Here is a 25,847-nt window from a genome sequence, read left to right on the forward strand (position 1 = left end):
CGGGGCGCAACCGGGGCGGCGACCGTCCGCCCCGCAGCAGCGGAACGCGAGACGAGAGGGAGCAACGGATGGAGACCTTCGGAACCCGGCTGCACCGGGCGGTGGCCGAGCGGGGGCCGCTCTGTGTGGGCATCGACCCCCATCCGGGTCTGCTGGCCCGCTGGGGCCTTGAGGACGACGTCGACGGTCTGGAACGGTTCGTCCGGACCGTCGCGGAAGCGCTCGGTGACCGGGTTGCGGTGTTCAAGCCTCAGTCGGCCTTCTTCGAGCGATTCGGGAGCCGTGGAGTGGCGATTCTTGAGTCAACTATCCGACAGTTACGTGATGTTGGGGCGCTCGTTCTTCTCGACGCCAAGCGTGGCGACATCGGTTCGACGGTCGCCGCGTACGCTTCCGCGTACCTTGATCCATCCAGCCCGATGTATGTCGACGCGCTCACGGCGAGCCCCTACCTGGGAGTAGGTTCGCTGGCCCCGATGTTCGAGACGGCCGCTGCGCACGGTGGCGGGGTCTTCGTGTTAGCGCTCACCTCGAACCCCGAAGGGGCGGAGGTGCAGCGTGCCGTCACCTCCGGTGGGCGCACCGTCGCACAGCTTGTTATCGATGAGATTTCCCAGCTCAACCGGGGTGCTGAGCCGCTGGGCAGCTTCGGACTGGTGGTCGGCGCGACCATCGGCGACACCGGTCACGACCTGTCCCGGGTCAATGGCCCACTGCTCGCACCGGGTCTCGGCGCGCAGGGTGCGACGGCCGCCGACCTACCCACCGTGTTCGGTCCGAACCTGTCCGCAGTGTTGCCGTCGTACTCCAGGGAGGTGCTCAACGCGGGTCCGGACGTCGACGCGTTGCGGACCGCCGCGGCCCGGGTGGCGGCCGACTGCCGGCACATTCTGGCTTCCGGACACTGACTGACGGCTCGGTCACTTTACGTTGATCATCGCGCGTCCACGTTGCCGAAAACTCCGTCGAACGCTAGTTTTCCCCGCGCTGGGAACCACGGACCTCTTTGGTTGCCAGCGACACCACGTTTCACAGAGCGGCGGTGCGTTCCGCCCGTCGCGATAGGGACCTGAGGAGAACTGGTGCCGCTCCCGTCACTGACCCCCGAGCAGCGCGCTGCCGCGCTGGAAAAGGCCGCGGAGATCCGCAAGGCCCGTGCTGAGCTGAAGGAGCAGCTCAAGCAGGGCAAGACCACCCTGGCCGCCGTCCTTGCGCGGGCCGAGTCCGACGATGTCGTCGGCAAGCTCAAGGTGTCGGCCGTGCTGCAGGCGATGCCGGGTATCGGCAAGATCCGGGCCACCCAGATCATGGAGAAGCTCAAGATCGCCGACAGCCGCCGCCTGCGTGGCCTGGGCGAGCAGCAGCGCAAGGCGCTGCTTGGAGAGTTCGCCGCCAACTGACCGCCGCAGCAGGTACAAACAAGCGGTGAGCACGGATGAGGAGGCGTGCCCGGCGGCACGGCTCACCGTCCTGACCGGACCTTCGGGTGCCGGCCGGGGCGGTGTGGTCGAGGCGGTCCGGGCGCGTTCTCCCGCCGTGTGGGTGCCGGTCCCGGTGACCACTCGGGCGCCTCGCACCGGCGAGTCCGACGGCGTCGACCGGCTCTTCCGGGAGCCGGCCGAGTTCGACCGGATGATCGCCGCGGGCGAGCTGCTGGAGTGGTCCCGGGCCGGGCCGTACCGCCGGGGCACGCCGCGCGCCCCGCTGATCGAACGACTGACGCGGGGCCGGCCGGTGCTGCTGCCGTTGGACCCGCCCGGGGCGCTCGTCGTCCACGCGGCCCTGCCGCAGAGCAGCCTGGTGCTGCTGCTGCCGCCCGGACACCGTCCGGACCCGGTCCTGGCGGCCCGCGCCACGCGCGCCGTCCACCACGACCGAACCGAGCGCGCCGCCGCTGAGCTGGTAGGCTTGCTCGGTTCGTCCTAATCTGGCTCCCGCCCGGCCACCGCAACGTGGTCGAGCGACCGGCCGCCCCGAGCGGCCGAGCTGTCAGCCGCCCCGCGCGGCCGAGCGACCAGCCGCGTCCGCGCGGACACTTCAGAGGCAGAGGTATTTCGTGGGATCCATCGCCAACCCCGAGGGCATCACCAACCCGCCGATCGACGAGCTGCTGGAGAAGACCACCTCGAAGTACGCGTTGGTGATCTTCGCCGCCAAGCGGGCGCGTCAGGTCAACGCCTACTACAGCCAGCTCGGCGAGGGCCTGCTGGAGTACGTCGGCCCGCTCGTGGAGACCACCCCGCAGGAGAAGCCGCTCTCCATCGCCATGCGCGAGATCAACGCGGGCCTGCTCACCGCCGAGCCGACCGACCAGCCGTAACCCCCGTACCCCCGATGTCCGCCGAGATCGTGCTCGGAGTCGGCGGTGGCATCGCCGCCTACAAGGCGTGCGAGCTGCTGCGGCTGTTCACGGAGTCGGGCCACCGGGTCCGGGTCGTGCCGACCGCGTCGGCGCTCCGCTTCGTCGGGGCGCCGACCTGGGCGGCACTGTCCGGCCAGCCGGTCGCCGACGACGTCTGGTCCGCGGTGCACGAGGTGCCCCACGTGCGGCTCGGCCAGCAGGCCGACCTGGTGGTGGTCGCGCCGGCCACGGCCGACCTGCTCGCCCGGGCCGCCCACGGCCTCGCCGACGACCTGCTCACCACCACCCTGCTCACCGCCCGTTGTCCGGTGGTGCTCGCCCCGGCGATGCACACCGAGATGTGGGAGCACCCCGCCACCGTCGCCAACGTGGCCACCCTGCGGGCCCGGGGGGTACGGGTGATCGAGCCCGCCGTCGGCCGGCTCACCGGTGCCGACAGCGGCAAGGGCCGGCTACCCGACCCGGCCGAGATCTTCGCGGTCGCCCGGCGGGCCCTCGCCCGGGGTGTCGACGCCCCCGCCGATCTGGCCGGCCGGCACCTGGTGGTCACCGCCGGCGGCACCCGGGAACCCCTCGACCCGGTCCGTTTCCTCGGCAACCGGTCCTCCGGCAAGCAGGGTTACGCGTTCGCCCGGGCCGCCGTCGCCCGGGGCGCCCGGGTCACCCTGGTCGCCGCCCACGTGTCGCTGCCCGACCCCGCCGGGGTCGACCTGGTCCGGGTGGGCACCACCGAGGAACTGCGGGTGGCCACGCTGGCCGCCGCGGAGACCGCCGACGCGGTGGTGATGGCGGCGGCGCCGGCCGACTTCCGTCCGGCCAGCTACGCCACCGGCAAGATCAAGAAGTCGGACGACGGCAGCGCGCCGACCATCGCGCTGGTCACCAACCCGGACATCGCCGCCGAGCTGGGCCGTCGCCGTCGACCGGAGCAGGTGCTGGTGGTGTTCGCCGCCGAGACCGGCGACGCCGAGGCCAACGGCCGGGCCAAACTCGCCCGCAAACGCGCCGACCTGGTCGTCGTCAACGAGGTCGGCATCGACAAGGTCTTCGGCGCCGAGACCAACGCGGCCACCGTCATCGGTGCCGACGGCAGCGTGCACCACCTACCCGAGCAGGCCAAGGAGGACCTGGCCGACCAGGTCTGGGACCTGGTGCGTGACAGGTGGCCCGCCCGGTCCTGAACGGTGGATGCCGCCTCGCCCGGTCGTGAGCGGTACGCGAGGGTGACTAGACTGCTGCGGAACGATTATCTAAAGAGCTTAGGAGTGCCGTGACACGCCGCCTCTTCACGTCCGAATCGGTCACGGAAGGCCACCCGGACAAGATCGCCGACCAGATCAGCGACGGGATCCTCGATGCCCTGCTGACCCAGGACCCGCACAGCCGGGTGGCGGTCGAGACCCTGATCACCACCGGTCAGGTCCACGTCGCCGGCGAGGTGACCACCAAGGCGTACGCCGACATCCCGACCATCGTCCGCGAGACGATCCTCGGCATCGGCTACGACTCGTCGAAGAAGGGCTTCGACGGCGCTTCCTGTGGCGTCAGCGTCTCCATCGGCGCGCAGTCGCCGGACATCGCCCAGGGCGTCGACAACGCCTTCGAGCTGCGGACCGGGGCGTCGGAGAGCGCGTTGGACGCCCAGGGTGCCGGCGACCAGGGCATGATGTTCGGCTTCGCCTGCTCCGAGACGCCCGAGCTGATGCCGTTGCCGATCGCGCTGGCGCACCGGCTGGCCCAGCGGCTGTCCGCGGTGCGCAAGGACGGCACGATTCCCTACCTGCGGCCGGACGGCAAGACCCAGGTCACCATCGAGTACGAGGGGCTGCGCCCGGTCCGACTGAACACCGTCGTGGTGTCCAGCCAGCACGCCGCGGACATCTCGCTGGACTCGCTGCTCACCCCGGACGTGCGGGACCACGTCATCGCCCCGGAGCTGGAGAGCCTGGGCCTGGACACCGAGGGCTACCGGCTGCTGGTCAACCCGACCGGCCGGTTCGAGATCGGTGGTCCGATGGGTGACGCCGGCCTGACCGGCCGGAAGATCATCGTCGACACCTACGGCGGGTACGCGCGGCACGGTGGCGGCGCGTTCTCCGGCAAGGACCCGTCCAAGGTGGACCGTTCGGCCGCGTACGCGATGCGGTGGGTGGCCAAGAACGTGGTCGCCGCCGGGCTGGCCGAGCGCTGCGAGGCGCAGGTCGCGTACGCGATCGGCAAGGCCCACCCGGTCAGTCTCTTCATCGAGACCTTCGGCACCGAGAACGTGCCGGTCGAGCGGATCGAGCGGGCCGTCGGTGAGGTCTTCGACCTGCGTCCGGCCGCGATCATCCGGGACCTCGACCTGCTGCGCCCGATCTACCAGCAGACCGCCGCCTACGGCCACTTCGGCCGGGAGCTGCCGGAGCTGACCTGGGAGAGCACCGACCGGGCCGCCGACCTGAAGTCGGTAGCGGGCGCCTGACCGGCACCACGCCCAGCGACCGGCGACCCGCTGACGGGTCGCCGGTCGCTCGGGTTTGCGTCGACGTCGCGCTGCCGCACCTCGACCGCCCCTTCGACTACCTGGTCCCCGCCGGGCTGGCCGACGACGCGGTCCCCGGGGTGCGGGTGAAGGTCCGCTTCGCCGGTCAACTGGTCGACGGATGGCTGCTGGAGCGGGTCGACAGCTCCGCGCACGACGGCCGGCTGGCCTACCTGGAGAAGGTGGTCTCGCCGGAGCCGGTGCTGGCCCCCGAGGTGGCCCGGCTGGCCCGCGCGGTCGCCGACCGGTACGCCGGCAACCTCGCCGACGTGCTCCGGCTGGCCGTCCCGCCCCGGCACGCCCGGGTCGAGAAGGAACCCCGCGCCGACGCCGTGCCGGTCGGCACCGAGCCGCCCGGCGTCGACCAGCCCGGCGCGGCCGGGGTCGATCCGCGTGGCTGGCGGGACTATCCGGCCGGCCCGGCGTTGCTGACGGCGTTGGCCGACGGGCGGGCCCCCCGGGCGGTCTGGTCGGCGCTGGCCGGGGAGGACTGGGCGGCCCGCTACGCCGACGCGGTCGCCGCCACCCTCGCCGGTGGTCGGGGCGCGGTCGTGGTGGTGGCCGACGCCCGGGACCTCGACCGGCTCGACGCGGCGCTGACCGCCCTGCTCGGCCCCGGCCGGCACGTGACCCTCTCCGCCGCGCTCGGCCCGGCCCGTCGCTACCGGGCCTTCCTGGCCGCCCGGCGGGGCGACGTGCCGGTGGTGATCGGCACCCGGGCCGCCATGTTCGCCCCGGTCGACCGGCTCGGTCTGGTGGCGATCTGGGACGACGGGGACGACCTGCACGCCGAGCCCCGGGCCCCCTACCCGCACGCGCGCGAGGTGCTGCTCACCCGGGCCCGGCTCGCCGACGCCGCCGCGCTGGTCGGCGGCTGGACCCGGACCGCCGAGGGACAGCTGCTGGTGGAGACGGGGTGGGCCCGCGAGGTGGTGGCGGACCGGGCGACCCTGCGGGCGCGTACCCCGGCGATCGCCCCGACCGGGGACGACCCGCAACTGGCCCGCGACCCGGGCGCGGCGACGGCCCGGCTGCCCAGCCTGGCCTGGACCACCGCCCGGGACACCCTGCGCGCGGACGCGCCGGTGCTGGTCCAGGTGCCCCGCCGGGGCTACCTGCCCTCGGTCTCCTGCGCGGAGTGCCGCACCCCGGCCCGCTGCCCGCACTGCGCCGGCCCGCTGGCGCTGCGTGCCGCCGACGCCCCGCCGGCCTGCCGCTGGTGTGGCCGGGTCACCGCCGCGTACGCCTGCCCGCAGTGCGGCGGGCGGCGGCTGCGGGCGGCCGTCACCGGGGCCCGCCGGACCGCCGAGGAGCTGGGCCGGGCGTTTCCCGGGGTGCCGGTGCGCACCTCGGGCCGCGACGAGGTGCTCGCCGCCGTGCCGGGCGGTGCCGCGCTGGTCATCGCCACCCCGGGCGCGGAACCGGTGGCCGACGGCGGGTACGGGGCGGTACTGCTGCTGGACTCCTGGGCCCTGCTCACCCGGGCCGATCTGCGGGCCGGCGAGGAGGCGCTGCGACGGTGGCTGTCCGCGGCGGCGTTGGCCCGTCCCGCCCCGGCCGGTGGCAAGGTGGTGGTGGTCGCCGACGGGGCCCTGGCCCCGGTGCAGGCGCTGCTGCGCTGGGACCCGGGCTGGTTCGCCGCCCGGGAGCTGGCCGAGCGGCGGGAGTTGGGCTTCCCGCCGGCGGTGAAGATGGCCAGCGTCACCGGTGCGGCGGAGGCGGTGGCCGACCTGCTCGCGCAGGTGCGGCTGCCGGACGGGGCGGAGGTGCTCGGTCCGGTCCCCGCCGACGAGGACCGGGAACGGATGCTGGTCCGGGTGCCCCGGTCGCGGGCCGCCGCGCTGGCCGGGGCGTTGCACACCGCCGCCGGGGTCCGCAGCGCCCGGCGGGCCGCCGAACCGGTCCGCCTCCAGGTCGACCCGCTCGCCCTGTTCTGAGTCACCGGTCAGTTCCATCGGGTGCCCGGCCAGCCTCCCGTCGCACCCCGGGTCCGCCGGACGGCGGGCGTACGCGTGATAGCATCGCCCCTCATGCCCGGGCGCACGAATGGCGCGACGAAGGCGGGAATGCGTCGGGTCGACGCCAAATCGATGAAGTCAATCAGCCGGTGAGCAGGGGTGGACCAGTCGTGACCGTTCGTCAGTCGATCGTCTTCAACGGTGACCTCGGCAGCGGCAAGAGCACCGTCTCCGTCGAGATCGCCAAGCGGCTGGGCCTGCGCCGGGTCAGCGTCGGCGACCTCTACCGGCAGATGGCCCAGGAACGCCAGATGACCGCCCTCCAGCTCAACCTGCACGCCGAGCTGGACCAGGCCGTTGACGGCTACGTCGACCAGCTCCAGCGCGACATCGCCGCCTCCGGTGAGTCGCTGGTGATGGACTCCCGGCTGGCCTGGCACTTCTTCACCCACGCGCTCAAGGTGCACATGATCACCGAGCCGGCCGAGGCGGCCCGCCGGGTGCTGCTGCGCCCCTCCGGCCCGGCCGAGAGCTACACCTCGCTGGCCGAGGCGGAGGCCAGGCTGCGCGAACGCAGCGACAGCGAGCGCAACCGGTTCATCCTCCGCTACGGCGTCGACAAGGCCCGGCTGCGCAACTACGACCTGGTCTGCGACACCACCCGGGCCTCCGCCGAGGAGGTCATCACGCACATCATCGACGCGTACGAGGGCCGGCTCGCCGCCGACGTGCTGCGCGACGCCCCCCCGTTGCTGCTGCTCGACCCGGCCCGGGTCTACCCGACCGAGGACGTCGCCACCCTGCGCGGACTCGACGGCTCCGGACTCGTCGGGGAGCTGGCGGCGGCCGGCGACGAGGCCCTCGCCCCGCTGCGGATCGGCTTCACCGGCGAGTACTTCTTCGTCGTCGACGGCCACCGCCGGCTCAGCGCCGCCCTGCGCAACGGCTTCCCGCTGGTGCCCGCGCAGCTCGTCGCCGAGGTGGACGAGCCGGTCGTCGGGCAGACCAGCGCCGTCGACTACTTCGCCGCCCACGTGCGCCCCAGCCTCGTGCACGACTGGGAGGCCGCCCACGGCACCCGGCTCCCGCTGCCCGCGCACGCCCTGCTCGGCGGGGACGCCGTGCTGGCCGGAGAACCCGGTGCCGGCGGCTGACCCGGCCGTCCCACCCCGATCACCACCCGTCGCGGTACGCCGGCCGGTGCCCCCGCCGCACTCCGTAGACTGGTACGGCACCACGCCGTCCAACGAAGGAGCCACCCCGCGTGACCGTCCAGCCCATCCGTCTGTTCGGGGACCCGGTGCTGCGCACGCCGGCCGATCCGGTCGTCGACTTCGACGTCGAGCTGCGTAGGCTCGTCGCCGACCTCACCGAAACGATGCGTGACCGCAGCGGTGCCGGGCTGGCCGCCCCCCAGATCGGCGTGGGTCTGCGGGTCTTCACCTTCGAGGTGGACGACGTGCTCGGTCACCTGGTCAACCCGGTGCTGGAGTTCCCCGACACCGAGGAACAGGACGGCCCGGAGGGCTGTCTGTCGATCCCCGGGCTCTACTTCGACACCAAGCGCCGGCAGAACGTGATCGCCAAGGGCTTCAACGGCTACGGTGACCCGTTGCAGATCGTCGGCACCGGGCTGATGGCCCGCTGCGTCCAGCACGAGACCGACCACCTCGACGGGGTGCTCTTCCTCGACCGGCTGGACCCGGCCGGGCGCAAGGAGGCGATGAAGGCGATCCGCCAGGCCGACTGGTACGACGAGGCCGCCCCGCCGACGGTCAAGGTCAGCCCGCACGCCGCCGGCAACCCGTTCGGCCTGGGCCGGTGACCGCCGGTATGCGTCTGGTCTTCGCCGGTACGCCGGCGGTCGCCGTCCCCGCCCTGGCCGCCGTGCACGCCTCCGGGCACGAGGTGGTGGCCGTGGTGACCCGCCCCGACGCGCCCGCAGGTCGGGGCCGGGGCGTGTCGCGGTCCCCGGTCGGCGTCTGGGCCGACGAGCACGGCGTCGAGGTGCTCACCCCGGCCCGCCCCCGGGAGCCCGAGTTCCTCGACCGGCTCCGTACGCTGGCCCCCGACTGCGTGCCGGTGGTCGCCTACGGCGCGCTGGTGCCCCCGGCGGCGCTGGAGATCCCCCGCTTCGGCTGGGTCAACCTGCACTTCTCGCTGCTGCCCGCCTGGCGGGGCGCGGCACCCGTGCAGCACGCGGTGCTGCACGGCGACGAGCTGACCGGGGCCAGCGTCTTCCAGTTGGAGCAGGGCCTGGACACCGGCCCGGTCTACGGCACGCTCACCGACGAGATCCGCCCCACCGACACCTCCGGCGACCTGCTGGAGCGGCTCGCCCACTCCGGGGCCGGGCTGCTGGTCGCCGTCCTGGACGCGATCGCGGCGGGCACCGCGCGGGCCGAGCCGCAGCCCGCCGACGGGGTCTCGCTGGCCCCGAAACTGACGGTGGACGACGCCCGGGTGCGGTGGGGCGACCCCGCGTTCGCGGTCGACCGGCGGGTGCGCGCCTGCACCCCCGCGCCCGGCCCGTGGACGACGTTCCGCGGCGACCGGGTCAAGCTCGGCCCGGTCATCCCGGTCGGCAACGGCCCCACCCTGAAACCTGGAGAACTGCTGGTGGAGAAGTCCCGCGTGCTGGCCGGCACGGCGACCGTGCCGGTGCAGCTCGGTGAGGTGCGCGCGGCGGGCAAGAAGGCCATGCCGGCGACCGACTGGGCGCGTGGCGTCCGGGTCGCCGCCGGGGAGGAACTCGCGTGACCGGGCCGACCGCACGCCCCGACCGTCCGGCCGGCGACGACCGGCGGCCGTCCGGCGGCACCCGGGGTGACCGCCCCGCCCGCACCGGCAGCTGGGGCGACCGGGCCGGGGCCGACCGGCGCGGCGGGCGACCCGGCCGCCCGGTCCGCCCGGCCGTGGACCTGCCCCGGTACGCCGCCTACCAGGCGGTCGCGGCGGTGCACCGCGACGACGCGTACGCCAATCTGGTGCTGCCGGCGATCCTGCGCGAGCAGGGGCTGGCCGGTCGGGACGCCGCCTTCGCCACCGAGCTGACCTACGGCACCCTGCGGCAGCTCGGCACCCTCGACACGATCCTCACCGCTGCGGCCGGCCGGGACGTCGCACGGATCGACCCGCCGGTCCGCGACGCGTTGCGGCTCGGCGCCTACCAGCTGCTGCACACCCGGGTGCCGGCGCACGCCGCGGTGTCCTCCACGGTCGACCTGGTCCGCACGGTGGGGGAGGGGGCCACCGGCTTCGCCAACGCGGTGCTGCGCGAGGTGGCCGGCCAGGACGTCGACGCGTGGACGGCCAAGCTCGCCCCGACCATGGCCGCCGACCCGATCGGCCACCTGGCTGTGACCTACAGCCACCCGCAGTGGATCGTGCGGGCCTTCGCCGATGCCCTCGGCGGTGACCTGGGCGAGGTGACGCGCCTGCTGATCGAGGACAACGAGCGCCCGCCGGTGCACCTGTGCGCCCGTCCGGGCCTCCTCGATCCGGCCGAGCTGGCCGACGAGGTCGGTGGCGCGCCGGGCGCGTTCTCGCCGTACGCGGTCTACCTGCCCGGTGGCGCGCCGGGTGACCTGGCGGCGCTGGCCGACGGCCGGGCGCACGTGCAGGACGAGGGTTCCCAGCTGGTGGCGAACGCGCTGGCCACGGCCCCGTTGGACGGTCACGACGGCCGCTGGCTGGACCTGTGCGCGGGCCCCGGTGGCAAGGCCGGCCTGCTCGGCGCGCTCGCCGCGCAGCGGGGTGCCCGGCTGACCGCGGTGGAGGTCTCGGAGCACCGGGCCCGGCTGGTCGAGCAGGCCACCCGGGGGTTGCCGGTGGCCGTGCTGAACACCGACGGCCGGACGGTCGGGTCCGATCCGAAGCTGCCGGAGGGGCATTTCGACCGGGTGCTGGTCGACGCCCCGTGCACCGGGCTGGGGTCGCTGCGCCGCCGCCCGGAGTCGCGCTGGCGGCGGCAGCCGTCGGACCTGCCGCCGTTGACCCGGTTGCAGCGGGAACTGCTCACCGCCGCGCTGCGGGCGACCCGCCCGGGTGGTCTGGTCGCCTACGTGACCTGTTCCCCGCACACGGTGGAGACGCACGTGACGGTCACCGAGGCGGCCCGGCGTGCCGGGGTACCGGCGGATTTCGTCGACGCCCGCACGGCCCTGCCGCCGGGCATGCCAGGCCTGGGCGACGGCCCCACCGTCCAGCTCTGGCCGCACCGGCACGGCACCGACGCCATGTTCCTGGCCCTCCTCCGCCGCACCTGACCCTCACCCCCTGTCCCGCCCGCCCCGCCCACCCTCGGTGATCAAGAGGTTTGCGTCATCCGCCGACGGATCGTTGACGCAAACCTCTTGATCAACGGGAGCAGGCGGGACGGCGAGGTGGGACGGCGAGGAGGGACGGGGCGGGGGTCAGATCGTGGGGAGGCCCTTGGGGCCGGCACCGCGCATCGAGCGGGTCAGCTTCCGGTCATCGCTCCACAGGAAGCAGCGGATGCCCCGGTCGCCCTCCTCCCACTCCCGCTGCGACGGCGGATAGAAGATCGACCCGGCCCGGTACGGCAGCTCGTTGTTGTTGGGCACCTCGGCGAAGCCCGCGATCAACGCCATGCACCGCCGGTGCACCCGCTGGTTGGCGCGGCCGAAATCGGCCCAGCTCAGGTCGCTGCGTTCCAGGTAGACGCCGACGAACTCGGCGCGGTGCGGCTCGGTGCAGAGCACCGGGGCCATGTAGTTGAGATTGTTGCCGATCAGTTTGGGATCGAAACAGCGGTGGCTGAGCGGATTGTCGCCGATCATCGCCCCGCGCAGGCTGCCGACCCGGTTCACCGGTCGGGTGTTGTCGATGCTGTCGGTCTCGCTGAGATCGCACCGGAACCAGCGGGCGCCGCTGTTCCACGCCGAGTTGGCCGGCAGCGCGATGTTCATCGTCAGCCGGGCCGAGTGCCAGTCGCCACCGAGGACGTCGCGGGCCCGCTGGTCGCACTCGGTACGGGCGGGACGCAACGCGGTGGAGCCCGGTTCGGGCCGTTCACCCCGGGTGACCGCGCCGGTGAACGTGCCGACGTGGATGGTCTCGGCCAGGTGGCTGCGCGCGCAGTCCACCGTCTCGTAGGTGCCGGCCTGCACGACCGGGGTGATCCGGGGCAGGCAGGCGTCCGTGGCGGGCACGAACGCCTGGGCGACCGGCAGCACCGGCCAGTCGTCGAGCAGGTCGCCGTCGGCGCCGTGCTGCGGCACGCAGCCGCTGAGCGCCACCGTCACCGTGCCGGCCAGCGCCAGCGCCACGAGCCACCGTCGCATCGTCCGCCCTTTCCGGGGATTGACGGCCCGTCGCCGTGCCCCCGCCCGGCGTGCCCGCCGCCGGGCGAGCATCATACGTGACCGTCCCTGATGGAGTGTTGCCTCTTGCGGGCCGTTCGGCCAGTCCGCACCGGCTCTTCGTCCCCGACTCCCGCTGAAAGGAGCCGAAGTTGCACCACGGGTCACGCCTGGGTCACAGGGCGTCGCTCATGGTGCCGTGCTGTCCGCGGCGGATGGCCGCGTTCGTACACTTGCCCTGTGACCGTACCGCCGTCGATCATCGCGCCCAGCATCCTCGCCGCCGATTTCGCCCGCCTCGCCGATGAAGTCCGCGCCGTCGAGGACGCCGCGGACTGGCTGCACGTCGACGTGATGGACAACCACTTCGTGCCGAACCTGACCATCGGCCTGCCGGTGGTGCAGAGCCTGCGGGCGGTGACCCGGCTCCCGTTCGACGTGCATCTGATGATCACCGACCCACGGCGGTGGGCCCCCGGTTACGCCGACGCCGGCGCGTACAACGTCACCTTCCACGCCGAGGCGTGCGACGACCCGGTCGCCCTGGCCAAGGACCTCCGCTCGGCCGGGGCCAGGGCCGGGCTGGCCATCGACCGGGACACCCCGATCGAGCCCTACCTCGACCTGCTGCCCAGCTTCGACACCCTGCTGATCATGACGATCAAGGCCGGCTTCGGCGGGCAACGGTTCATCCCGCAGCTGCTGGACAAGGTGCGGGCGGCCCGCCGGCACGTCGACAGCGGCCACCTGGAACTGCGCATCGAGGTCGACGGCGGGATCGCCGCCGACACCATCGAGCAGGCCGCGGCGGCCGGCGCGGACGCCTTCGTCGCCGGCACCGCGGTATACGGCGCGGACGACCCGGCCGAGGCGGTCCGTCGCCTGCGCGGGCTGGCGGAGCGCGCCAACGCCGGGGCCTGAGGTGGAGCCCACCGGCGACCGCCCCGACGTGATCCTGGTCGTCGACGACGACGAGGACATCGCCCGTTTCGTCGAGTTCAACCTGCGGCTGCACGGCTTCGAGGTGCTGCACGCCGGGGACGGCCAGGAGGCGCTCGACATGATCGAGCAGCACAAGCCGGACCTGGCCGTGGTCGATCTGATGATGCCGCGCATCGACGGCCTGGAGCTGACCCGCCGGCTGCGCGCCAACCCGATCACCTCGGCCCTGCCGGTGATCATGCTGACCGCCAAGGGCATGACCGTGGACAAGGTGCACGGGCTCAGCGCCGGCGCCGACGACTACCTGGTCAAGCCGTTCGACACCGCCGAGTTGGTGGCCCGGGTCAGCTCCACGCTGCGCCGCAACAAGGAGTTCCGCGAGGTCTCCCCGCTGACCGGCCTGCCCGGCAACAGCCGGATCCGCCGGGAGATCAGCGACCGGGTCCGCAGCGGCGTCGACTACGCCGTCGGCTACATCGACATCGACCGGTTCAAGAGCGTCAACGACCGGTACGGCTTCGTGCGGGGCGACGAGTTCATCTCCGCGCTGGCCCGCAGCCTGCACCGGGCGGTGGTCGCGATCGGGTTGCCGCCGGCCTTCCTCGGCCACGTCGGCGGCGACGACTTCGTTATCGTCTGCGCGCCCGACCAGATCCGCCCGCTGACCTCCCGGGCCGTGGTCGACTTCGAGAAGAGCGCCGACACCCTCTACGACCCGACCGACCGGGAACGCGGCTTCGTCGAGCTGAAGGACCGGCGGGGCAACATCCGCCGGGCCGCCCTGGTCACGCTGTCGATCGGCGTCTCGCTCTCCGACGCCCGTAAGCGCTTCACCGACCCGCTCGCCGCGATCGCCGTGGCCAGCGAGATGAAAACGGTCGCCAAGAGCCAACCGGGGTCATACGTCGCAGTCGACAGGCGGCGGGCCGACGGGGTGTGAAGTAGCACGCTGGAGGTGGCGAACTCCCCCGGGTGACGTGTAAGACTTCGCATGTACCCACCACGCGCTGGCGGGGCTCGGTGAAATTCCGAACCGGCGGTGATCCACGCTCGACGTGGTAAGCCCGCGACCCGGACGGCTGTGCCGCCCGGTGGACCTGGTGAGAATCCGGGGCCGACGGTGGGGGAGCGGTTCTTCCGCACCCCCGACAGTCCGGATGGGAGACAGCGCGCGGGCGGGGCGGGCCTGCGCGAGCGCGTGGGCTCCCCGGGGGCGGCCCTGCCGTTCCCGGTTCCGCCGCCGCCTGCCCGGCTGCTCCCGTACCGCCCGCGCGGGGACCGGCGAGCGAGAGGGCAGGGCATGGGCGGCGTCTCCGTGGACGAGGCGATGCGTCGTGCCATCGAGTTGGGTGCCCGGGGCCTCGGCACCACCAGTCCCAACCCGGTCGTCGGCTGCGTGCTGCTCGACGCGGACGGCGTCGTCGTCGGGGAGGGCTTCCACGCCTACACCGGCGGGCCGCACGCCGAGATCGTCGCGCTCGCCCAGGCCGGCGAGCGGGCCCGGGGCGGCACCGCCGTGGTCACCCTGGAGCCGTGCGACCACACCGGTCGCACCGGCCCGTGCAGTCACGCGCTGATCCGCGCCGGCATCGCCCGGGTGGTCATCGCCGTGCCCGACCCCAACCCGGTCGCCTCGGGCGGCGCCGCCACCCTGCGCGCCGCCGGGGTGCGGGTCGAGTCCGGGGTACGCGCCGACGAGGCCGAGGCCGGCAACGTCGCCTGGCTGACCTCGATGCGGCGCGGCTGGCCGTACCTGATCTGGAAGTACGCCGCGACCCTCGACGGCCGGTCCGCGGCGGCCGACGGCAGCAGCATGTGGATCACCTCTGAGGCCGCCCGGATGGACGTGCACGCGTTGCGCGGCACGGTCGACGCGGTCATCGCCGGCGTCGGCACCGTGCTCGCCGATGATCCCCGGCTGACCGCCCGCAATCTGCGCGACGGCACCCTGGCGATCCGCCAGCCGCTGCGGGTGGTGGTGGACAGCGCGGGGCGTACCCCGGCCGACGCCCGGGTCCGTGACGGTGCCGCCCGCACCTGGATCGCCACCGTCGCCGAGGTCGGTGCCGGCCCGGACGGCCGGGTCGACCTGCCGGCCCTGCTGGCCGAACTGCACCACCGGGGGGTACGCGCCGCGCTGCTGGAGGGCGGCCCCCGGCTGGCCGGGGCGTTCCTCGCCGCCGGCCTGGTCGACCGGGTCGTCGGGTACGTCGCGCCGAAGCTGCTCGGGGCCGGCCCGACCGCGCTGGTCGACGCGGGTGTGACGACCATCGCCGACGCCATCGATCTGGAAATCACCGACGTTACCCGGGTCGGGTCCGACCTGAGGATCACCGCGCTGCCCCGGAAGAGGGAGGCCTGAGATGTTCACCGGCATCGTCGAGGAGTTGGGCGAGGTCGTCCGGATCGCCGACACCGGGGGTGACTCGGCGCTGGTCGCGATCCGCGGCCCGCTGGTCACCTCCGACGCCCGGCACGGCGACTCCATCGCGGTCAACGGGGTCTGCCTGACCGTGGTCGACGTCGACGGCGGGGTGTTCACCGCCGACGTGATGGGCGAGACGCTGCGCCGCTCGGCGTTGGGCGGGCTGCGCCCCGGCGATCCGGTCAACCTGGAGCGGGCCGCCGCGCTGAACAGCCGGCTCGGCGGGCACCTGGTGCAGGGCCACGTCGACGGCGTCGGCGAGGTGCTCTCCCGGGAACCGGCCGAGCAGTGGGAGACGCTGCGGTTCCGGCTGCCCACCGCGCTGGCCCGGTACGTGGTGGAGAAGGGCTCGATCACCGTCGACGGGGTGTCGCTGACCGTGGCGGCGGTCGGCGACGACTGGTTCGCCGTCGGGCTGATCCCGACCACCCTCAAGCTCACCACGCTCGGCGGGCGGGGGGTCGGCGCCCCGGTCAACCTGGAGGTGGACGTGCTCGCCAAGTACGTCGAACGTCTCCTCGACGCCCGCCTGCCCGCCGGCCCCGCCGGGACCGACGGCACCGCCCCGGCGCTGCCCGGCGACGCCGCCGGAGGGGCGCGGTGAGCGGGCCGGTCGGCTGGCTGCTCGACGCGCAGGTGCACGTCGTCGGTTCCCCGGTGCTGGTCCGGGAGATCGTCGGCAACGCCTTCGGGCTGGTCTCGGCGCTGCTCGGGCTGCGCCGGCTGGTCTGGGCCTGGCCGGTCGGCATGATCGGCAACGGGCTGCTGTTCACCGTCTTCCTCGGCGGGGTGTTCGCCACCCCGCAGGCGCACGACCTCTACGGCCAGGCCGGCCGGCAGGTCTTCTTCTTCGCGGTCAGCGTCTACGGCTGGTGGCGCTGGTCGCGCAACCGCCGCCAGGGCGGGGACGCCCCGGCGGTCACCCCCCGCTGGGCCACCGGCCGGGAACGGCTCGGTCTGCTGCTGGCCGCCGTGCTCGGCACCGCGCTGGGCTACCCGCTGCTCGCCGCGCTCGGCTCGTGGGGGCCGCTGCCGGACGCCTGGATCCTCACCGGCAGCCTGCTGGCCACCTACGGCATGGCCCGGGGCTGGGTGGAGTTCTGGTTGGTCTGGATCGCGGTGGACGCGGTCGGCGTACCGCTGCTGCTGCGCGGCGGCTTCTACCCCTCGGCGGCCATGTACCTGGTCTACGGCGCCCTCTGCGTCTGGGGCTTCGCCGCCTGGTGGCGCAGCTCGCGGGTCAGCCGTACGGCGTCGACACCGATCCCGTCCACCTACTCGGAGGTCGTGGCATGAGCACCCAGGCGGTCACCTTCGCCCGCATCGAGGAGGCGGTGGCGGACATCGCCGCCGGCCGGCCCGTCGTGGTGGTCGACGACGAGGACCGGGAGAACGAGGGCGACCTGATCTTCGCCGCCGAGCTGGCCACCCCGGAGCTGCTCGCCTTCATGGTCCGCTGGACCTCCGGGTACGTCTGCGTCCCGTTGACCGAGGCGGAGTGCGACCGGCTGGACCTGCCGCCGATGCACCACACCAACCAGGACCGGCGCGGCACCGCCTACACGGTGACCGTGGACGCCCGGGAGGGGGTCAGCACCGGCATCTCGGCCGCCGACCGGGCGCACACCATCCGGCTGCTCGCCGACCCCGGCACCGACCCGACGGACCTGGCCCGCCCCGGCCACGTGGTGCCGCTGCGGGCCCGTGCCGGCGGGGTGCTGCGCCGTCCCGGGCACACCGAGGCGGCGGTCGACCTGACCCGGCTGGCCGGGCTGCGTCCCGCCGGGGTGCTGTGCGAGCTGGTCAACGACGACGGCACCATGATGCGCCTGCCGGATCTGGAGAAGTTCTGCGCCGAGCACTCGCTCACCCTGGTCACCATCGCCGACCTGGTGGCGTACCGGCGGCGGCACGAGAAGCAGGTGGAGCAGGTCGCGCAGGCGCGGATGCCCACCCCGTACGGGGTGTTCCGGGCGCTGGGCTACCGGGCCGAACACGACCCGGCCGAGCATGTCGCGCTGGTCTTCGGCGAGCTGGGCGAGGGCGACGACGTGCTGGTCCGGGTGCATTCCGAGTGTCTCACCGGGGATGTCTTCGGCTCGTTGCGCTGCGACTGTGGGCCACAGTTGCAGGCGTCGCTGGCCCGGGTCGCCCGGGAGGGGCGGGGCGTGGTGCTCTACGTGCGCGGGCACGAGGGGCGCGGTATCGGCCTGCTGCACAAGCTCCAGGCGTACCAGCTCCAGGACCAGGGCCGCGACACCGTGGACGCGAACCTCGACCTGGGGCTGCCGGCCGACGCCCGGGACTACGGCACCGGCGCGCAGATCCTCTACGACCTGGGGGTGCGGTCGATGCGGCTGCTCACCAACAACCCGGCCAAGCGGGCCGGGCTGGAGGGGTACGGGCTGACTATCACCGGCCGGGAGGGGCTGCCGGTCCGGCCGCACCCGGAGAACGTGCGCTACCTGCGGACCAAGCGGGACCGGATGGGCCACCTGTTGGACGAGCTGGACGAGATGACCGAGATGACCGAGGCCCCGATGGGTCGTCCGGTCCCCGGCGACGAGATCGGAGCATGACGATGGCGGGTTTCGGTGAACCCGGAGTGACCCCGGTGGACGCCGCCGGGCTGACCGTCGGGGTGGTGGCGGCACGCTGGCACGGCGAGCTGACCGACCACATGCTCGACCGGGCGGTGGCCGCCGCGCAGGCGTGCGGGGCGCGGGTGGTGACGGCCCGGGTGGCCGGCTCGGTGGAGTTGCCGGTGGTGGCGCAGGCCCTGGCCCGGCGTTGCGACGTGGTGGTGGCGCTGGGCGTGGTGGTGCGGGGCGCGACCGCCCACTTCGACTACGTCTGTCGGTCGGTGACCGACGGCCTGACCCGGGTCGCCCTGGACGAGGGCAAGCCGGTGGCGCACGGGGTGCTGACCGTGGAGAACCTCGACCAGGCCCGGGACCGGGCCGGGCTGCCCGGCTCCGCCGAGGACAAGGGCTGGTCGGCCACCGTCGCCGCCCTGGACGCCGCGCTGGCGGTCCGGACCGTGTCCACGGCCAACGGCCACCGCGTCGGCTTCGCCGGCTGACCACCCGCCAGGGCGCGCCGGGCCGGCGGGCCCTGGCCTCGTGAGCCGATGTTGTGGGGTCCGGCGGACGTAGACCCTGCAACATCGGCCCACGCGTGTCGTTCCGGAGGGCGCGGTCCCGCTACAGCCGGCCGGCCTCGATGATCCGTTTCAGGAACTGCCGGGTACGCGGTTGGGTCGGTTCGCCGAACACCTGGGCGGGCGGGCCGGTCTCGACCACCCGACCGGCGTCGAGGAAGCAGACCTGGTCGGCGACCTCCCGGGCGAACCCCATCTCGTGGGTGGCCAGCACCATCGTCATCCCGTCGGCCTTGAGGTCCCGGATCATCGCCAGCACCTCCCCGACCAGTTCGGGGTCGAGCGCCGAGGTGACCTCGTCCAGCAGCATCAGCCGGGGCGAGTTGGCCAGCGCCCGGACGATCGCCGCCCGCTGCTGCTGGCCGCCGGAGAGCCGGTCCGGGTAGGCGTCCGCCCGGTCGGCCAACCCGACCCGGGCGAGCAGCTCCCGGGCCTGCGCCTCGGCCTCGGCCCGCGCCCGCCGGTGCACCCGGCGCGGCGCGAGGGTGACGTTCTCCAGCACGCTCAGGTGCGGAAACAGGTTGTACGACTGGAAGACCATGCCGATGCGCCGACGCACCCGGTCGGGGTCGACCCGGGGGTCGGAGATCTCCTCGCCGTCGAGCGTGATGGTGCCGTCGTCGAGTTCCTCCAGCAGGTTGACGCAGCGCAGCAGCGTCGACTTGCCCGATCCCGACGCCCCGATCAGGGCGACCACCTGGTGTTCGTCGACGGTCAGGTCGAGCCCGTCGAGCACCACCCGGCCGCCGAACTCCTTGCGTAGCCCCCGGCAGGTCAGCACGGCCATTCTCAGCCTCCGGACTGGCGTCGGGCCGCCCGCAGCGTCACCCCGTCGGTGACCGCGATCAGCGGGATGGCGAGCAGCACGAACAGCACCCCGGCCACGATGTACGGGGTGTAGTTGAAGGTCTCCGCGGTGGCGATCTGGGCCGCCCGGACGGCGTCGATCGGGCCGGCCAGGGAGACCAGGCCGACGTCCTTCTGCAACGCCACCACGTCGTTGAGCAGCGGCGGCGCGACCCGCCGGACAGCCTGCGGCAGCACCACGTGCCGCATGGTCTGCCGGTAGGTCAGCCCCAGCGAGCGGGCCGCCGCGAGCTGGCTGGGGTGCACCGACTCGATGCCGGCCCGGAACACCTCCGCCAGGTAGCCGCCGTAGGTGAGCACCAACGCCAGCCCACCGAGCACCAGCACCGGGGGCATCCCCTGCAACCGCAGGCCGGGCACGCCGAGGGTGAGCACGTACAGCACGATGATCAGCGGCAGGCCGCGGAAGGTGTACGTGTACCCGGCGGCGAGCGCGCGGACCGGGAAGAAGACCGGCCCGCGCAGGGTCCGCAGCAGCGCGATCAGCAGGCCGAGCAGCAGCGCCCCGACGGCGCAGCAGGCCAGCAGCCGGACGTTGAGCCACAGCCCGACGAGCACCTCCGGCAGGGCGTCGCGGGCGATCCTCGGGTCCAGGAACGACCGGCGGACCCGGTCCCAGCCGGGTGCGCCGGTGACCGCGACGACCAGCAGCGTGCCGAGCACCGCCGTGGAGGCGGCGGCGACCAGCACGCTGCGGGTCGTCTGCCGACGCCGGTACGCCGCCCGCCGCCGCTGCGCCGCCGACGGGAGGTGCGGCCGGTCCACCGCCGGACCGTCGTCGCCTGCTGACAGCCGGCTCACTGGAGTTCGGTCGCCCCCGCCACCTGGGCGAGCCACTTCTGCTCCAGTTGCTTGAGCGTGCCGGCCTCGGCGAGTTCCCCGACGGTCTTGCTGACGCACAGGGTGAGCGGGGAGTCCTTGTCCAGCAGCAGCCCGAACGCCTCAGGCGCACCCACCTGCGGCAGCTGGCCGACGATGGTGGCGTCGGTGAGCTCCGAACCGGTGATGTAGAACGCGGTCGGCAGGTCGACCACCAGCCCGTCGAGCTGGCCGTTCTGCAGGGCCTTCTTGGCGTCGTCGTTGCTGTTGTAGACCTGCGGCTTGACCGAGGGCTTGATCAGCGCGGTGATCGCCTGGTAGCTGGTCGTGCCGACCTGCGCGCCGAGCTTGGCGTTCTTCAGGTCCGCCACCGACTTCTTCCCGGCGATCTTGGACGACTTGAGCGCGATGACCGTCTGCCGCACCAGGTAGTACGGGGCGGAGAAGTCGACCGCCTGCTTGCGTTCCTCGGTGATGGAGAACTGGTTGATGTCGAAGTCGAAGGTCTTCGGGCCGGGGGCGATGGCGGTGTCGAACTTCACCCGGGTCCAGGTGACGTCGGCCGGGGTGTACCCGAGCTTCTCGGCCACCGCGTACGCCACGGCGGACTCGAAACCCTCGCCGTTGTCCGGCTTGTTGCCCGTGAACCACGGCTCGTACGCGGGTTCGTCGGTGGCGATGGTGAGCTTGCCGGCCGTCCGGGTCTTCAGGCTGTCCTTGGCGCAGGACGCCGCCGTGGGGACGGTGTCGGGGGTGGTGGGCGTGGGGTCCTGCGGGGCGCATCCGGCCACGGCGACGAGGAGCACGGCGGCGGTGGCGGCGGCGCGGGTACGTGAGCTGCTGCTGACCATGGCCGCCAGGATAGAGAAGACCACCGATCCCTCGAAGGGTGTCCCATCAGGTAGATGAGAGATCGATGTGCAAACGTGTCCGGCCCGTTGCCGCTGCCCGCTGACCCGCGCCCGGGCCGGCCGGAGCGCCCGGCCTCCCCGGATGCGTCCCAGCCTGCGGGAACGGGGTGCGGGCCGGGCGACCCGGCGCGTGAGGCGTCGGTGGGTGGCTGGAAGAATCCGGTTCCGTGAAGACGTTCGAGGAGTTGTTCGCCGAGCTCCAGGCCAAGGCAGCCGCCGGCACGCCGGGTTCCGGCACGGTCGACGCCCTGGCCAAGGGGGTGCACTTCGTCGGCAAGAAGGTCGTCGAGGAGGCGGCCGAGTCGTGGATGGCCGCCGAGCACGAGGGCCCGGAGCGCACCGCCGAGGAGATCTCCCAGCTGCTGTACCAGGTGCAGGTGCTGATGCTGGCCAGCGGTCTGGAGCTGAAGGACGTCTACCGACATCTGTGAGTGCGCCGCGTCGTTGATCTGATCCGATCGAAGGAGCACTCCGTCATGCTGCGTGTCGCCGTACCCAACAAGGGCGCCCTGGCCGAGAAGGCCGCCCAGATGCTGCGCGAGGCGGGCTACCGCCAGCGCACCGACCCCAAGGACCTGGTCTGCCCGGACGAGGCCAACGACATCGAGTTCTTCTACCTGCGTCCGAAGGACATCGCCACCTACGTCGGCTCGGGTGACCTCGACGTCGGGATCACCGGCCGGGACCTGCTGATCGACTCCGGCGCGCCCGCCGAGGAGGTGGTGGACCTGGCGTTCGCCCGGGCGACCTTCCGCTTCGCCGCCCGTCCCGGGGACGTCGGCGACGTGCAGGAGCTGGGCGGGCACCGGATCGCCACCGCGTACCCGGGGCTGGTCGAGCGCTACCTGGCCGACCTGGGCGTCAAGGCCGACGTGATCCGGCTCGATGGTGCGGTGGAGAACGCCATCCGGCTCGGGGTCGCCGACGTGGTCGCCGACGTGGTGGAGACCGGCGCGACCCTGCGTCAGGCCGGGCTGGTCGTCTTCGGTGACCCGCTGCTGCACTCCTCGGCGGTGCTGGTCCGCCGGGCCGGCGCGCCGGTCCACCCGCAGGCGGAGCAGTTGCTGCGTCGCCTGCACGGGGTGCTGGTGGCCCGCCGGTACGTGATGCTCGCCTACGACGTGCCGGCCGGCCTGCTCGACCGGGCCAGCGGCCTGACCCCGGGCATCGAGTCGCCGACGGTCTCCCCGCTGCACCGGGAGGGCTGGGTCGCGGTGCAGGCGATGGTGCTCCGCGACGACGTGCACCGGATCATGGATGAGCTGTACGAGCTGGGCGCCCGCGCGATCCTGGTCACCAACATCCACGCCTGCCGGCTCTGACCGCCGCCCCGCCCGCGCCCGGCCTGACCCGACCCGTCCCGGCGCGGCGGGTGGCGGCGCGACGCCGCCGGGGCCGGGTGGCAGACTGGAGCGGTGAGCGACACCGAGTTGATCCGTCTCAGGCCGCGTCGTGTCCGGGTCGTCTGCTGGGCCTCGGCGATCGCCCTGCTGGTGGTCTTCAGCCTGGTCGCCACCTCGTTGACCGGGGCGACCGGCGAGGGCTACGGCACCTTCCAGCGCGGCGACCAGTTCGCCATGATCGGCCTCGGCGTGTTCGGCGCGCTGGGCATCCTGCTGTTCACCCGGCCCCGGGTCGAGGCGGACGCCCGGGGGGTCCGGGTGCGCAACATCCTTGGCTCGTACGAGCTGCCGTGGGAGGTGGTCCGGGGGGTGCGCTTCGACCGGGGTGCGCCGTGGGCCAGCCTGGAGCTGCACGACGACGACCTGCTGCCGATGGTGGCGCTGCAGGCCGCCGACAAGCAGCGCGCGGTCGACGGGGTCCGTGCGCTGCGTCGGCTGCACCAGGCCCACCTGGCCGGCCTGGGCGGCACTCCGGCCCGTTGACCGCCCGACCCGGCTCGACCGGGACGGCGAGCACCGATGACACCCCGGTTCGTCGCCCTCCGCCGGGCTGTCGTACCGGGTTGACCTGCGGGCCCGGTTTGGGGGATGGCTGCGCCGGGGTGTAGTGTTGCCACGTCGACCAGACTGCCCCCGCCTGTGGCGTGTGGGTGGTCCCGAAGCGGAGCGCCTGCTCCCACCCGAGTCGCCCCCGAGGTGGCCGGGTCCGGTCACCGGTTCCGGGTTCGTCCCGGTGCCGGATGCGCGATCCTGTGATCGTGCCGACCGGTCGAGCGGGCCCTGGCATGCGCCGGGGCCTTCTGCTTTCCGGGTCGCCCCCACCCGGGGGCCGCGCGGGGTCGGCCACGCAGCAGACTCGACTCGAGGAGGCCCCATCAGCGTCGAACCACGCGTGAACGAGCAGATCCGGGCACGTGAGGTCCGACTGGTCGGCCCTGAGGGTGAGCAGGTGGGCATCGTCCCGCTGGAGCGCGCCCTGCAGCTGGCCGCGGACGTCGACCTGGACCTGGTCGAGGTTGCGCCGATGGCGCGCCCGCCGGTGTGCAAGCTCATGGACTTCGGCAAGTTCAAGTACGAGAGCGCACTCAAGGCGCGCGAAGCGCGGCGTAACCAGCAGCAGACCGTCATCAAGGAGATGAAGCTCCGGCCGAAGATCGACCCGCACGACTACGAGACCAAGAAGGGTCACGTGGTGCGGTTCCTCAAGGCCGGCGACAAGGTCAAGGTGACGATCATGTTCCGCGGTCGCGAGCAGAGCCGCCCGGAGCTGGGTTACCGGCTCCTGCGCAGGCTCGAATCCGAGATCACGGACCTGGGATACGTCGAGGCCGCTCCGAAGCAGGACGGCCGTAACATGATCATGGTTCTCGCTCCGCACCGGGCCGTCAAGGCATCCGCGGTCGCCGCCACGGCGTCCCGTGGGGGCCCCCGGGACCGGGCCGCGGAGGAATCGGCCGCCCCGGCAGATGGCGCGGCCCCGGCGGCCGGCGAGACCGCAGCAGCCGGCGAGGCCGGCCCGACCGCTGCCCCCAGCGGCCAGTAACAGGGAGAGACGTTCCACATGCCGAAGATGAAGAGCCACACGGGTATGGGCAAGCGGGTCAAGGTGACCGGCAAGGGCAAGATCGTCGCCCAGCAGGCCGGCCTTCGCCACAACCTGGAGAAGAAGCCGTCCACCCAGACCCGGCGGCTGACCGGCACGGTCGAGCTGGCCAAGTCCGACGTCAAGCGCATCAAGAAGCTGCTCGGCCGCTGACGCGCGCCACCTTTACCTAACAAGGAGTTGAGATGGCACGCGTCAAGCGGGCTGTGAACGCCCAGAAGAAGCGTCGTACCCTGCTGGAGACCGCGAGCGGTTACCGCGGTCAGCGCTCCCGGCTGTACCGCAAGGCCAAGGAGCAGGTGCTGCACTCGATGCAGTACGCCTACCGGGACCGTCGCGACCGCAAGGGCGACTTCCGGCAGCTCTGGATCCAGCGCATCAACGCTGGCGCCCGGGCCAACGGCATGACCTACAACCGGCTGATCCAGGGCCTGCGCCTGGCCGGCATCGAGGTCGACCGCAAGATCCTGGCCGACCTGGCCGTCCACGACGCCGCGGCGTTCGCCGCGATCGTCGAGCTGGCCCGCGCCGCCGTGGCGGCCGAGGGCACCGGTGGCGCCGCGGCCCAGGCCGCCTGACCCACCCCGGCAGCAGATCGAGGCGTCTCCCATGCAGTCACCACCGCGCGGGAGACGCCTCGACGCCGTCACCGGCCCATTCACTCCCCGTACGCCCCGGGTGGTCGCCGCGCGCCGGCTGCACCGCCGGCGCGACCGCGACGCCACCGGCCGGTTCCTGGCCGAGGGGCCGCAGGCCGTCCGGGAGGCCCTCGACCGCACCGGCACGGTGGTGGAGCTGTTCGGGACCCCGGCCGCGCTCGACCGGCACGCCGACCTCGCGGCCGGTGCCGCCCGCGCCGATCTGCCCGTCTCCGAGGTCACCGACGAGGCCCTGGCCGCGCTCACCGAGACCGTCACCCCGCAGGGTGTGGTCGCCGTCTGCCGGCACCTCGACGTGCCGCTGGACGCCGCCCTGGCGCGCGGCCCCCGCCTGGTCGCGGTGCTCGCCGGCATCCGCGACCCGGGCAACGCCGGCACCGTGCTGCGCACCGCCGATGCGGCCGGCGCGGGCGCGGTGGTCTTCGCCGGCGACACCGTCGACCCGTACAACGGCAAGTGCGTACGCGCCTCCGCCGGCAGCCTGTTCCACGTCGACGTGGTCCGCGCCGCCGACCCGCAGGACGTGGTCGACGCGCTGCGCGCCGCCGGGCTCACCGTCCTCGCCACCACCGGCTACGGCGACAGCGACCTCGACGACCTCGCCGACCAGGGCCGGCTCGCCGGCCCCACCGGCTGGCTGTTCGGGGCCGAGGCGCACGGCCTGCCCGGGGAGTTGACCGCCGCCGCCGACGCCCGGGTCCGGGTGCCGCTGCACGGGCGGGCCGAGAGCCTGAACCTGGCTGCGGCCGCCGCCGTCTGCCTGTACGCTTCAGCCCGAGCACTGCGCCGACCACGGTCGGGCGCACACCCAGCAGGGGAGCAGGTCACGTGAGGAACGCGCCACGGCGTTCGTTTAGCCAGCCCGCCGGTGTCGGCGGGCGGCGGGCCTG

28 protein-coding genes, 1 pseudogene and 1 riboswitch are annotated in these 25,847 nt (G+C 73.4%); of the genes and pseudogenes, 25 read left to right on the plus strand and 4 right to left on the minus strand.

Going from position 1 to position 25,847, the window contains the following annotated elements; genetic code table 11:
* Positions 1-68 precede the first annotated feature (68 nt).
* From pyrF to JQN84_RS27225, 11 genes and pseudogenes are all read left to right on the plus strand, one after another.
* Entirely contained in the window at positions 69-908 is an 840-nt protein-coding gene (pyrF, locus tag JQN84_RS27175) for an orotidine-5'-phosphate decarboxylase (protein ID WP_204961392.1), read from the plus strand.
* A 174-nt stretch (positions 909-1,082) separates the two neighbouring features.
* Positions 1,083-1,400, plus strand: a complete 318-nt coding sequence (gene mihF, locus JQN84_RS27180; protein ID WP_067309448.1) for an integration host factor, actinobacterial type — start codon at positions 1,083-1,085, stop codon at positions 1,398-1,400.
* A 25-nt stretch (positions 1,401-1,425) separates the two neighbouring features.
* Positions 1,426-1,957: pseudogene (locus JQN84_RS27185) on the plus strand (nucleoside/nucleotide kinase family protein); the annotation flags it as partial.
* Between the two features lie 99 nt (positions 1,958-2,056).
* A complete protein-coding gene (gene rpoZ, locus JQN84_RS27190; RefSeq protein WP_007075826.1) occupies positions 2,057-2,320 on the plus strand; it encodes a DNA-directed RNA polymerase subunit omega in 264 nt (87 codons plus the stop codon).
* A gap of 14 nt (positions 2,321-2,334) precedes the next feature.
* Positions 2,335-3,543: a bifunctional phosphopantothenoylcysteine decarboxylase/phosphopantothenate--cysteine ligase CoaBC gene (gene coaBC / locus JQN84_RS27195; protein WP_204961394.1), complete on the plus strand. Its 1,209-nt coding sequence runs from the start codon at positions 2,335-2,337 to the stop codon at positions 3,541-3,543.
* Positions 3,544-3,632: 89 nt separating this feature from the next.
* The gene (gene metK, locus JQN84_RS27200) at positions 3,633-4,826 is read left to right on the plus strand and encodes a methionine adenosyltransferase (protein ID WP_204961395.1); all 1,194 of its coding nucleotides are present in this window, start codon (positions 3,633-3,635) and stop codon (positions 4,824-4,826) included.
* Positions 4,823-6,823 carry a primosomal protein N' gene (locus JQN84_RS27205; protein WP_204961463.1) on the plus strand — a complete coding sequence of 667 codons (2,001 nt, stop codon included), beginning with the start codon at positions 4,823-4,825 and terminating at the stop codon, positions 6,821-6,823. The genes metK and JQN84_RS27205 overlap by 4 nt, the downstream gene beginning before the upstream one ends.
* 191 nt (positions 6,824-7,014) lie before the next feature.
* Positions 7,015-7,998 (plus strand): AAA family ATPase, encoded by a 984-nt coding sequence (locus tag JQN84_RS27210; protein ID WP_204961396.1) that lies wholly within the window; start codon positions 7,015-7,017, stop codon positions 7,996-7,998.
* 110 nt (positions 7,999-8,108) lie between these two features.
* On the plus strand, positions 8,109-8,669 hold the full coding sequence (gene def / locus JQN84_RS27215) for a peptide deformylase (protein WP_204961397.1): 561 nt from the start codon (positions 8,109-8,111) through the stop codon (positions 8,667-8,669).
* An 8-nt stretch (positions 8,670-8,677) separates the two neighbouring features.
* The gene (gene fmt, locus JQN84_RS27220; protein WP_204961464.1) at positions 8,678-9,604 is read left to right on the plus strand and encodes a methionyl-tRNA formyltransferase; all 927 of its coding nucleotides are present in this window, start codon (positions 8,678-8,680) and stop codon (positions 9,602-9,604) included.
* Positions 9,601-11,112, plus strand: coding sequence for an RsmB/NOP family class I SAM-dependent RNA methyltransferase (locus tag JQN84_RS27225; RefSeq protein WP_204961398.1), 1,512 nt, complete (start codon positions 9,601-9,603; stop codon positions 11,110-11,112). Before fmt ends, JQN84_RS27225 begins: the two co-directional genes overlap by 4 nt.
* Before the next feature lie 147 nt (positions 11,113-11,259).
* Here the strand turns inward: JQN84_RS27225 and JQN84_RS27230 are convergent, their stop codons facing one another.
* Positions 11,260-12,150 carry a septum formation family protein gene (locus JQN84_RS27230; RefSeq protein ID WP_204961399.1) on the minus strand — a complete coding sequence of 297 codons (891 nt, stop codon included), beginning with the start codon at positions 12,148-12,150 and terminating at the stop codon, positions 11,260-11,262.
* A 258-nt stretch (positions 12,151-12,408) separates the two neighbouring features.
* Between JQN84_RS27230 and rpe the strand changes: the two genes are divergently transcribed.
* The 7 genes from rpe (at position 12,409) to ribH (ending at position 18,617) form a co-directional block, all read left to right on the plus strand.
* Complete coding sequence (rpe, locus tag JQN84_RS27235; protein WP_204961400.1) at positions 12,409-13,089, plus strand: ribulose-phosphate 3-epimerase; 681 nt, start codon at positions 12,409-12,411, stop codon at positions 13,087-13,089.
* Between the two features lies 1 nt (position 13,090).
* The gene (locus JQN84_RS27240; protein WP_204961401.1) at positions 13,091-14,050 is read left to right on the plus strand and encodes a response regulator; all 960 of its coding nucleotides are present in this window, start codon (positions 13,091-13,093) and stop codon (positions 14,048-14,050) included.
* A gap of 62 nt (positions 14,051-14,112) precedes the next feature.
* Positions 14,113-14,283, plus strand: a riboswitch (FMN riboswitch).
* Between the two features lie 127 nt (positions 14,284-14,410).
* Complete coding sequence (gene ribD / locus JQN84_RS27245) at positions 14,411-15,472, plus strand: bifunctional diaminohydroxyphosphoribosylaminopyrimidine deaminase/5-amino-6-(5-phosphoribosylamino)uracil reductase RibD (RefSeq protein ID WP_088645202.1); 1,062 nt, start codon at positions 14,411-14,413, stop codon at positions 15,470-15,472.
* Between the two features lies 1 nt (position 15,473).
* A complete protein-coding gene (locus tag JQN84_RS27250; RefSeq protein WP_204961402.1) occupies positions 15,474-16,139 on the plus strand; it encodes a riboflavin synthase in 666 nt (221 codons plus the stop codon).
* Positions 16,136-16,831: a nicotinamide riboside transporter PnuC gene (pnuC, locus tag JQN84_RS27255; protein WP_204961403.1), complete on the plus strand. Its 696-nt coding sequence runs from the start codon at positions 16,136-16,138 to the stop codon at positions 16,829-16,831. Before JQN84_RS27250 ends, pnuC begins: the two co-directional genes overlap by 4 nt.
* Positions 16,828-18,114 carry a bifunctional 3,4-dihydroxy-2-butanone-4-phosphate synthase/GTP cyclohydrolase II gene (locus JQN84_RS27260; protein ID WP_204961404.1) on the plus strand — a complete coding sequence of 429 codons (1,287 nt, stop codon included), beginning with the start codon at positions 16,828-16,830 and terminating at the stop codon, positions 18,112-18,114. The genes pnuC and JQN84_RS27260 overlap by 4 nt, the downstream gene beginning before the upstream one ends.
* 2 nt (positions 18,115-18,116) lie before the next feature.
* On the plus strand, positions 18,117-18,617 hold the full coding sequence (ribH, locus tag JQN84_RS27265; RefSeq protein ID WP_204961465.1) for a 6,7-dimethyl-8-ribityllumazine synthase: 501 nt from the start codon (positions 18,117-18,119) through the stop codon (positions 18,615-18,617).
* Between the two features lie 121 nt (positions 18,618-18,738).
* On the opposite strand, the gene JQN84_RS27270 is transcribed toward ribH, so the two are convergent.
* The 3 genes from JQN84_RS27270 to JQN84_RS27280 are packed head-to-tail and all read right to left on the minus strand — an operon-like array spanning position 18,739 to position 21,232.
* The gene (locus JQN84_RS27270) at positions 18,739-19,482 is read right to left on the minus strand and encodes an amino acid ABC transporter ATP-binding protein (RefSeq protein WP_239486218.1); all 744 of its coding nucleotides are present in this window, start codon (positions 19,480-19,482) and stop codon (positions 18,739-18,741) included.
* 2 nt (positions 19,483-19,484) lie between these two features.
* Positions 19,485-20,327 (minus strand): amino acid ABC transporter permease, encoded by an 843-nt coding sequence (locus JQN84_RS27275; RefSeq protein WP_204961405.1) that lies wholly within the window; start codon positions 20,325-20,327, stop codon positions 19,485-19,487.
* Between the two features lie 32 nt (positions 20,328-20,359).
* Positions 20,360-21,232, minus strand: coding sequence for an ABC transporter substrate-binding protein (locus tag JQN84_RS27280; protein ID WP_204961406.1), 873 nt, complete (start codon positions 21,230-21,232; stop codon positions 20,360-20,362).
* A 227-nt stretch (positions 21,233-21,459) separates the two neighbouring features.
* On the opposite strand from JQN84_RS27280, the gene JQN84_RS27285 reads away from it, so the two are divergent.
* From JQN84_RS27285 to JQN84_RS27315, 7 genes are all read left to right on the plus strand, one after another.
* Positions 21,460-21,723 carry a phosphoribosyl-ATP diphosphatase gene (locus JQN84_RS27285; protein ID WP_067305135.1) on the plus strand — a complete coding sequence of 88 codons (264 nt, stop codon included), beginning with the start codon at positions 21,460-21,462 and terminating at the stop codon, positions 21,721-21,723.
* A gap of 45 nt (positions 21,724-21,768) precedes the next feature.
* Positions 21,769-22,614 carry an ATP phosphoribosyltransferase gene (hisG, locus tag JQN84_RS27290; RefSeq protein ID WP_204961407.1) on the plus strand — a complete coding sequence of 282 codons (846 nt, stop codon included), beginning with the start codon at positions 21,769-21,771 and terminating at the stop codon, positions 22,612-22,614.
* Between the two features lie 93 nt (positions 22,615-22,707).
* Positions 22,708-23,178, plus strand: a complete 471-nt coding sequence (locus JQN84_RS27295) for a PH domain-containing protein (protein WP_204961408.1) — start codon at positions 22,708-22,710, stop codon at positions 23,176-23,178.
* A 409-nt stretch (positions 23,179-23,587) separates the two neighbouring features.
* The gene (infC, locus tag JQN84_RS27300) at positions 23,588-24,238 is read left to right on the plus strand and encodes a translation initiation factor IF-3 (protein ID WP_204961409.1); all 651 of its coding nucleotides are present in this window, start codon (positions 23,588-23,590) and stop codon (positions 24,236-24,238) included.
* Positions 24,239-24,256: 18 nt separating this feature from the next.
* Positions 24,257-24,451, plus strand: coding sequence for a 50S ribosomal protein L35 (gene rpmI / locus JQN84_RS27305; RefSeq protein WP_088645193.1), 195 nt, complete (start codon positions 24,257-24,259; stop codon positions 24,449-24,451).
* Between the two features lie 32 nt (positions 24,452-24,483).
* Positions 24,484-24,876, plus strand: coding sequence for a 50S ribosomal protein L20 (gene rplT, locus JQN84_RS27310; RefSeq protein ID WP_088645192.1), 393 nt, complete (start codon positions 24,484-24,486; stop codon positions 24,874-24,876).
* A 31-nt stretch (positions 24,877-24,907) separates the two neighbouring features.
* Complete coding sequence (locus JQN84_RS27315) at positions 24,908-25,789, plus strand: TrmH family RNA methyltransferase (protein WP_204961410.1); 882 nt, start codon at positions 24,908-24,910, stop codon at positions 25,787-25,789.
* Positions 25,790-25,847: the final 58 nt, after the last annotated feature.

Source organism: Micromonospora humidisoli (assembly GCF_016900955.1).
Lineage (GTDB): Bacteria > Actinomycetota > Actinomycetes > Mycobacteriales > Micromonosporaceae > Micromonospora > Micromonospora wenchangensis.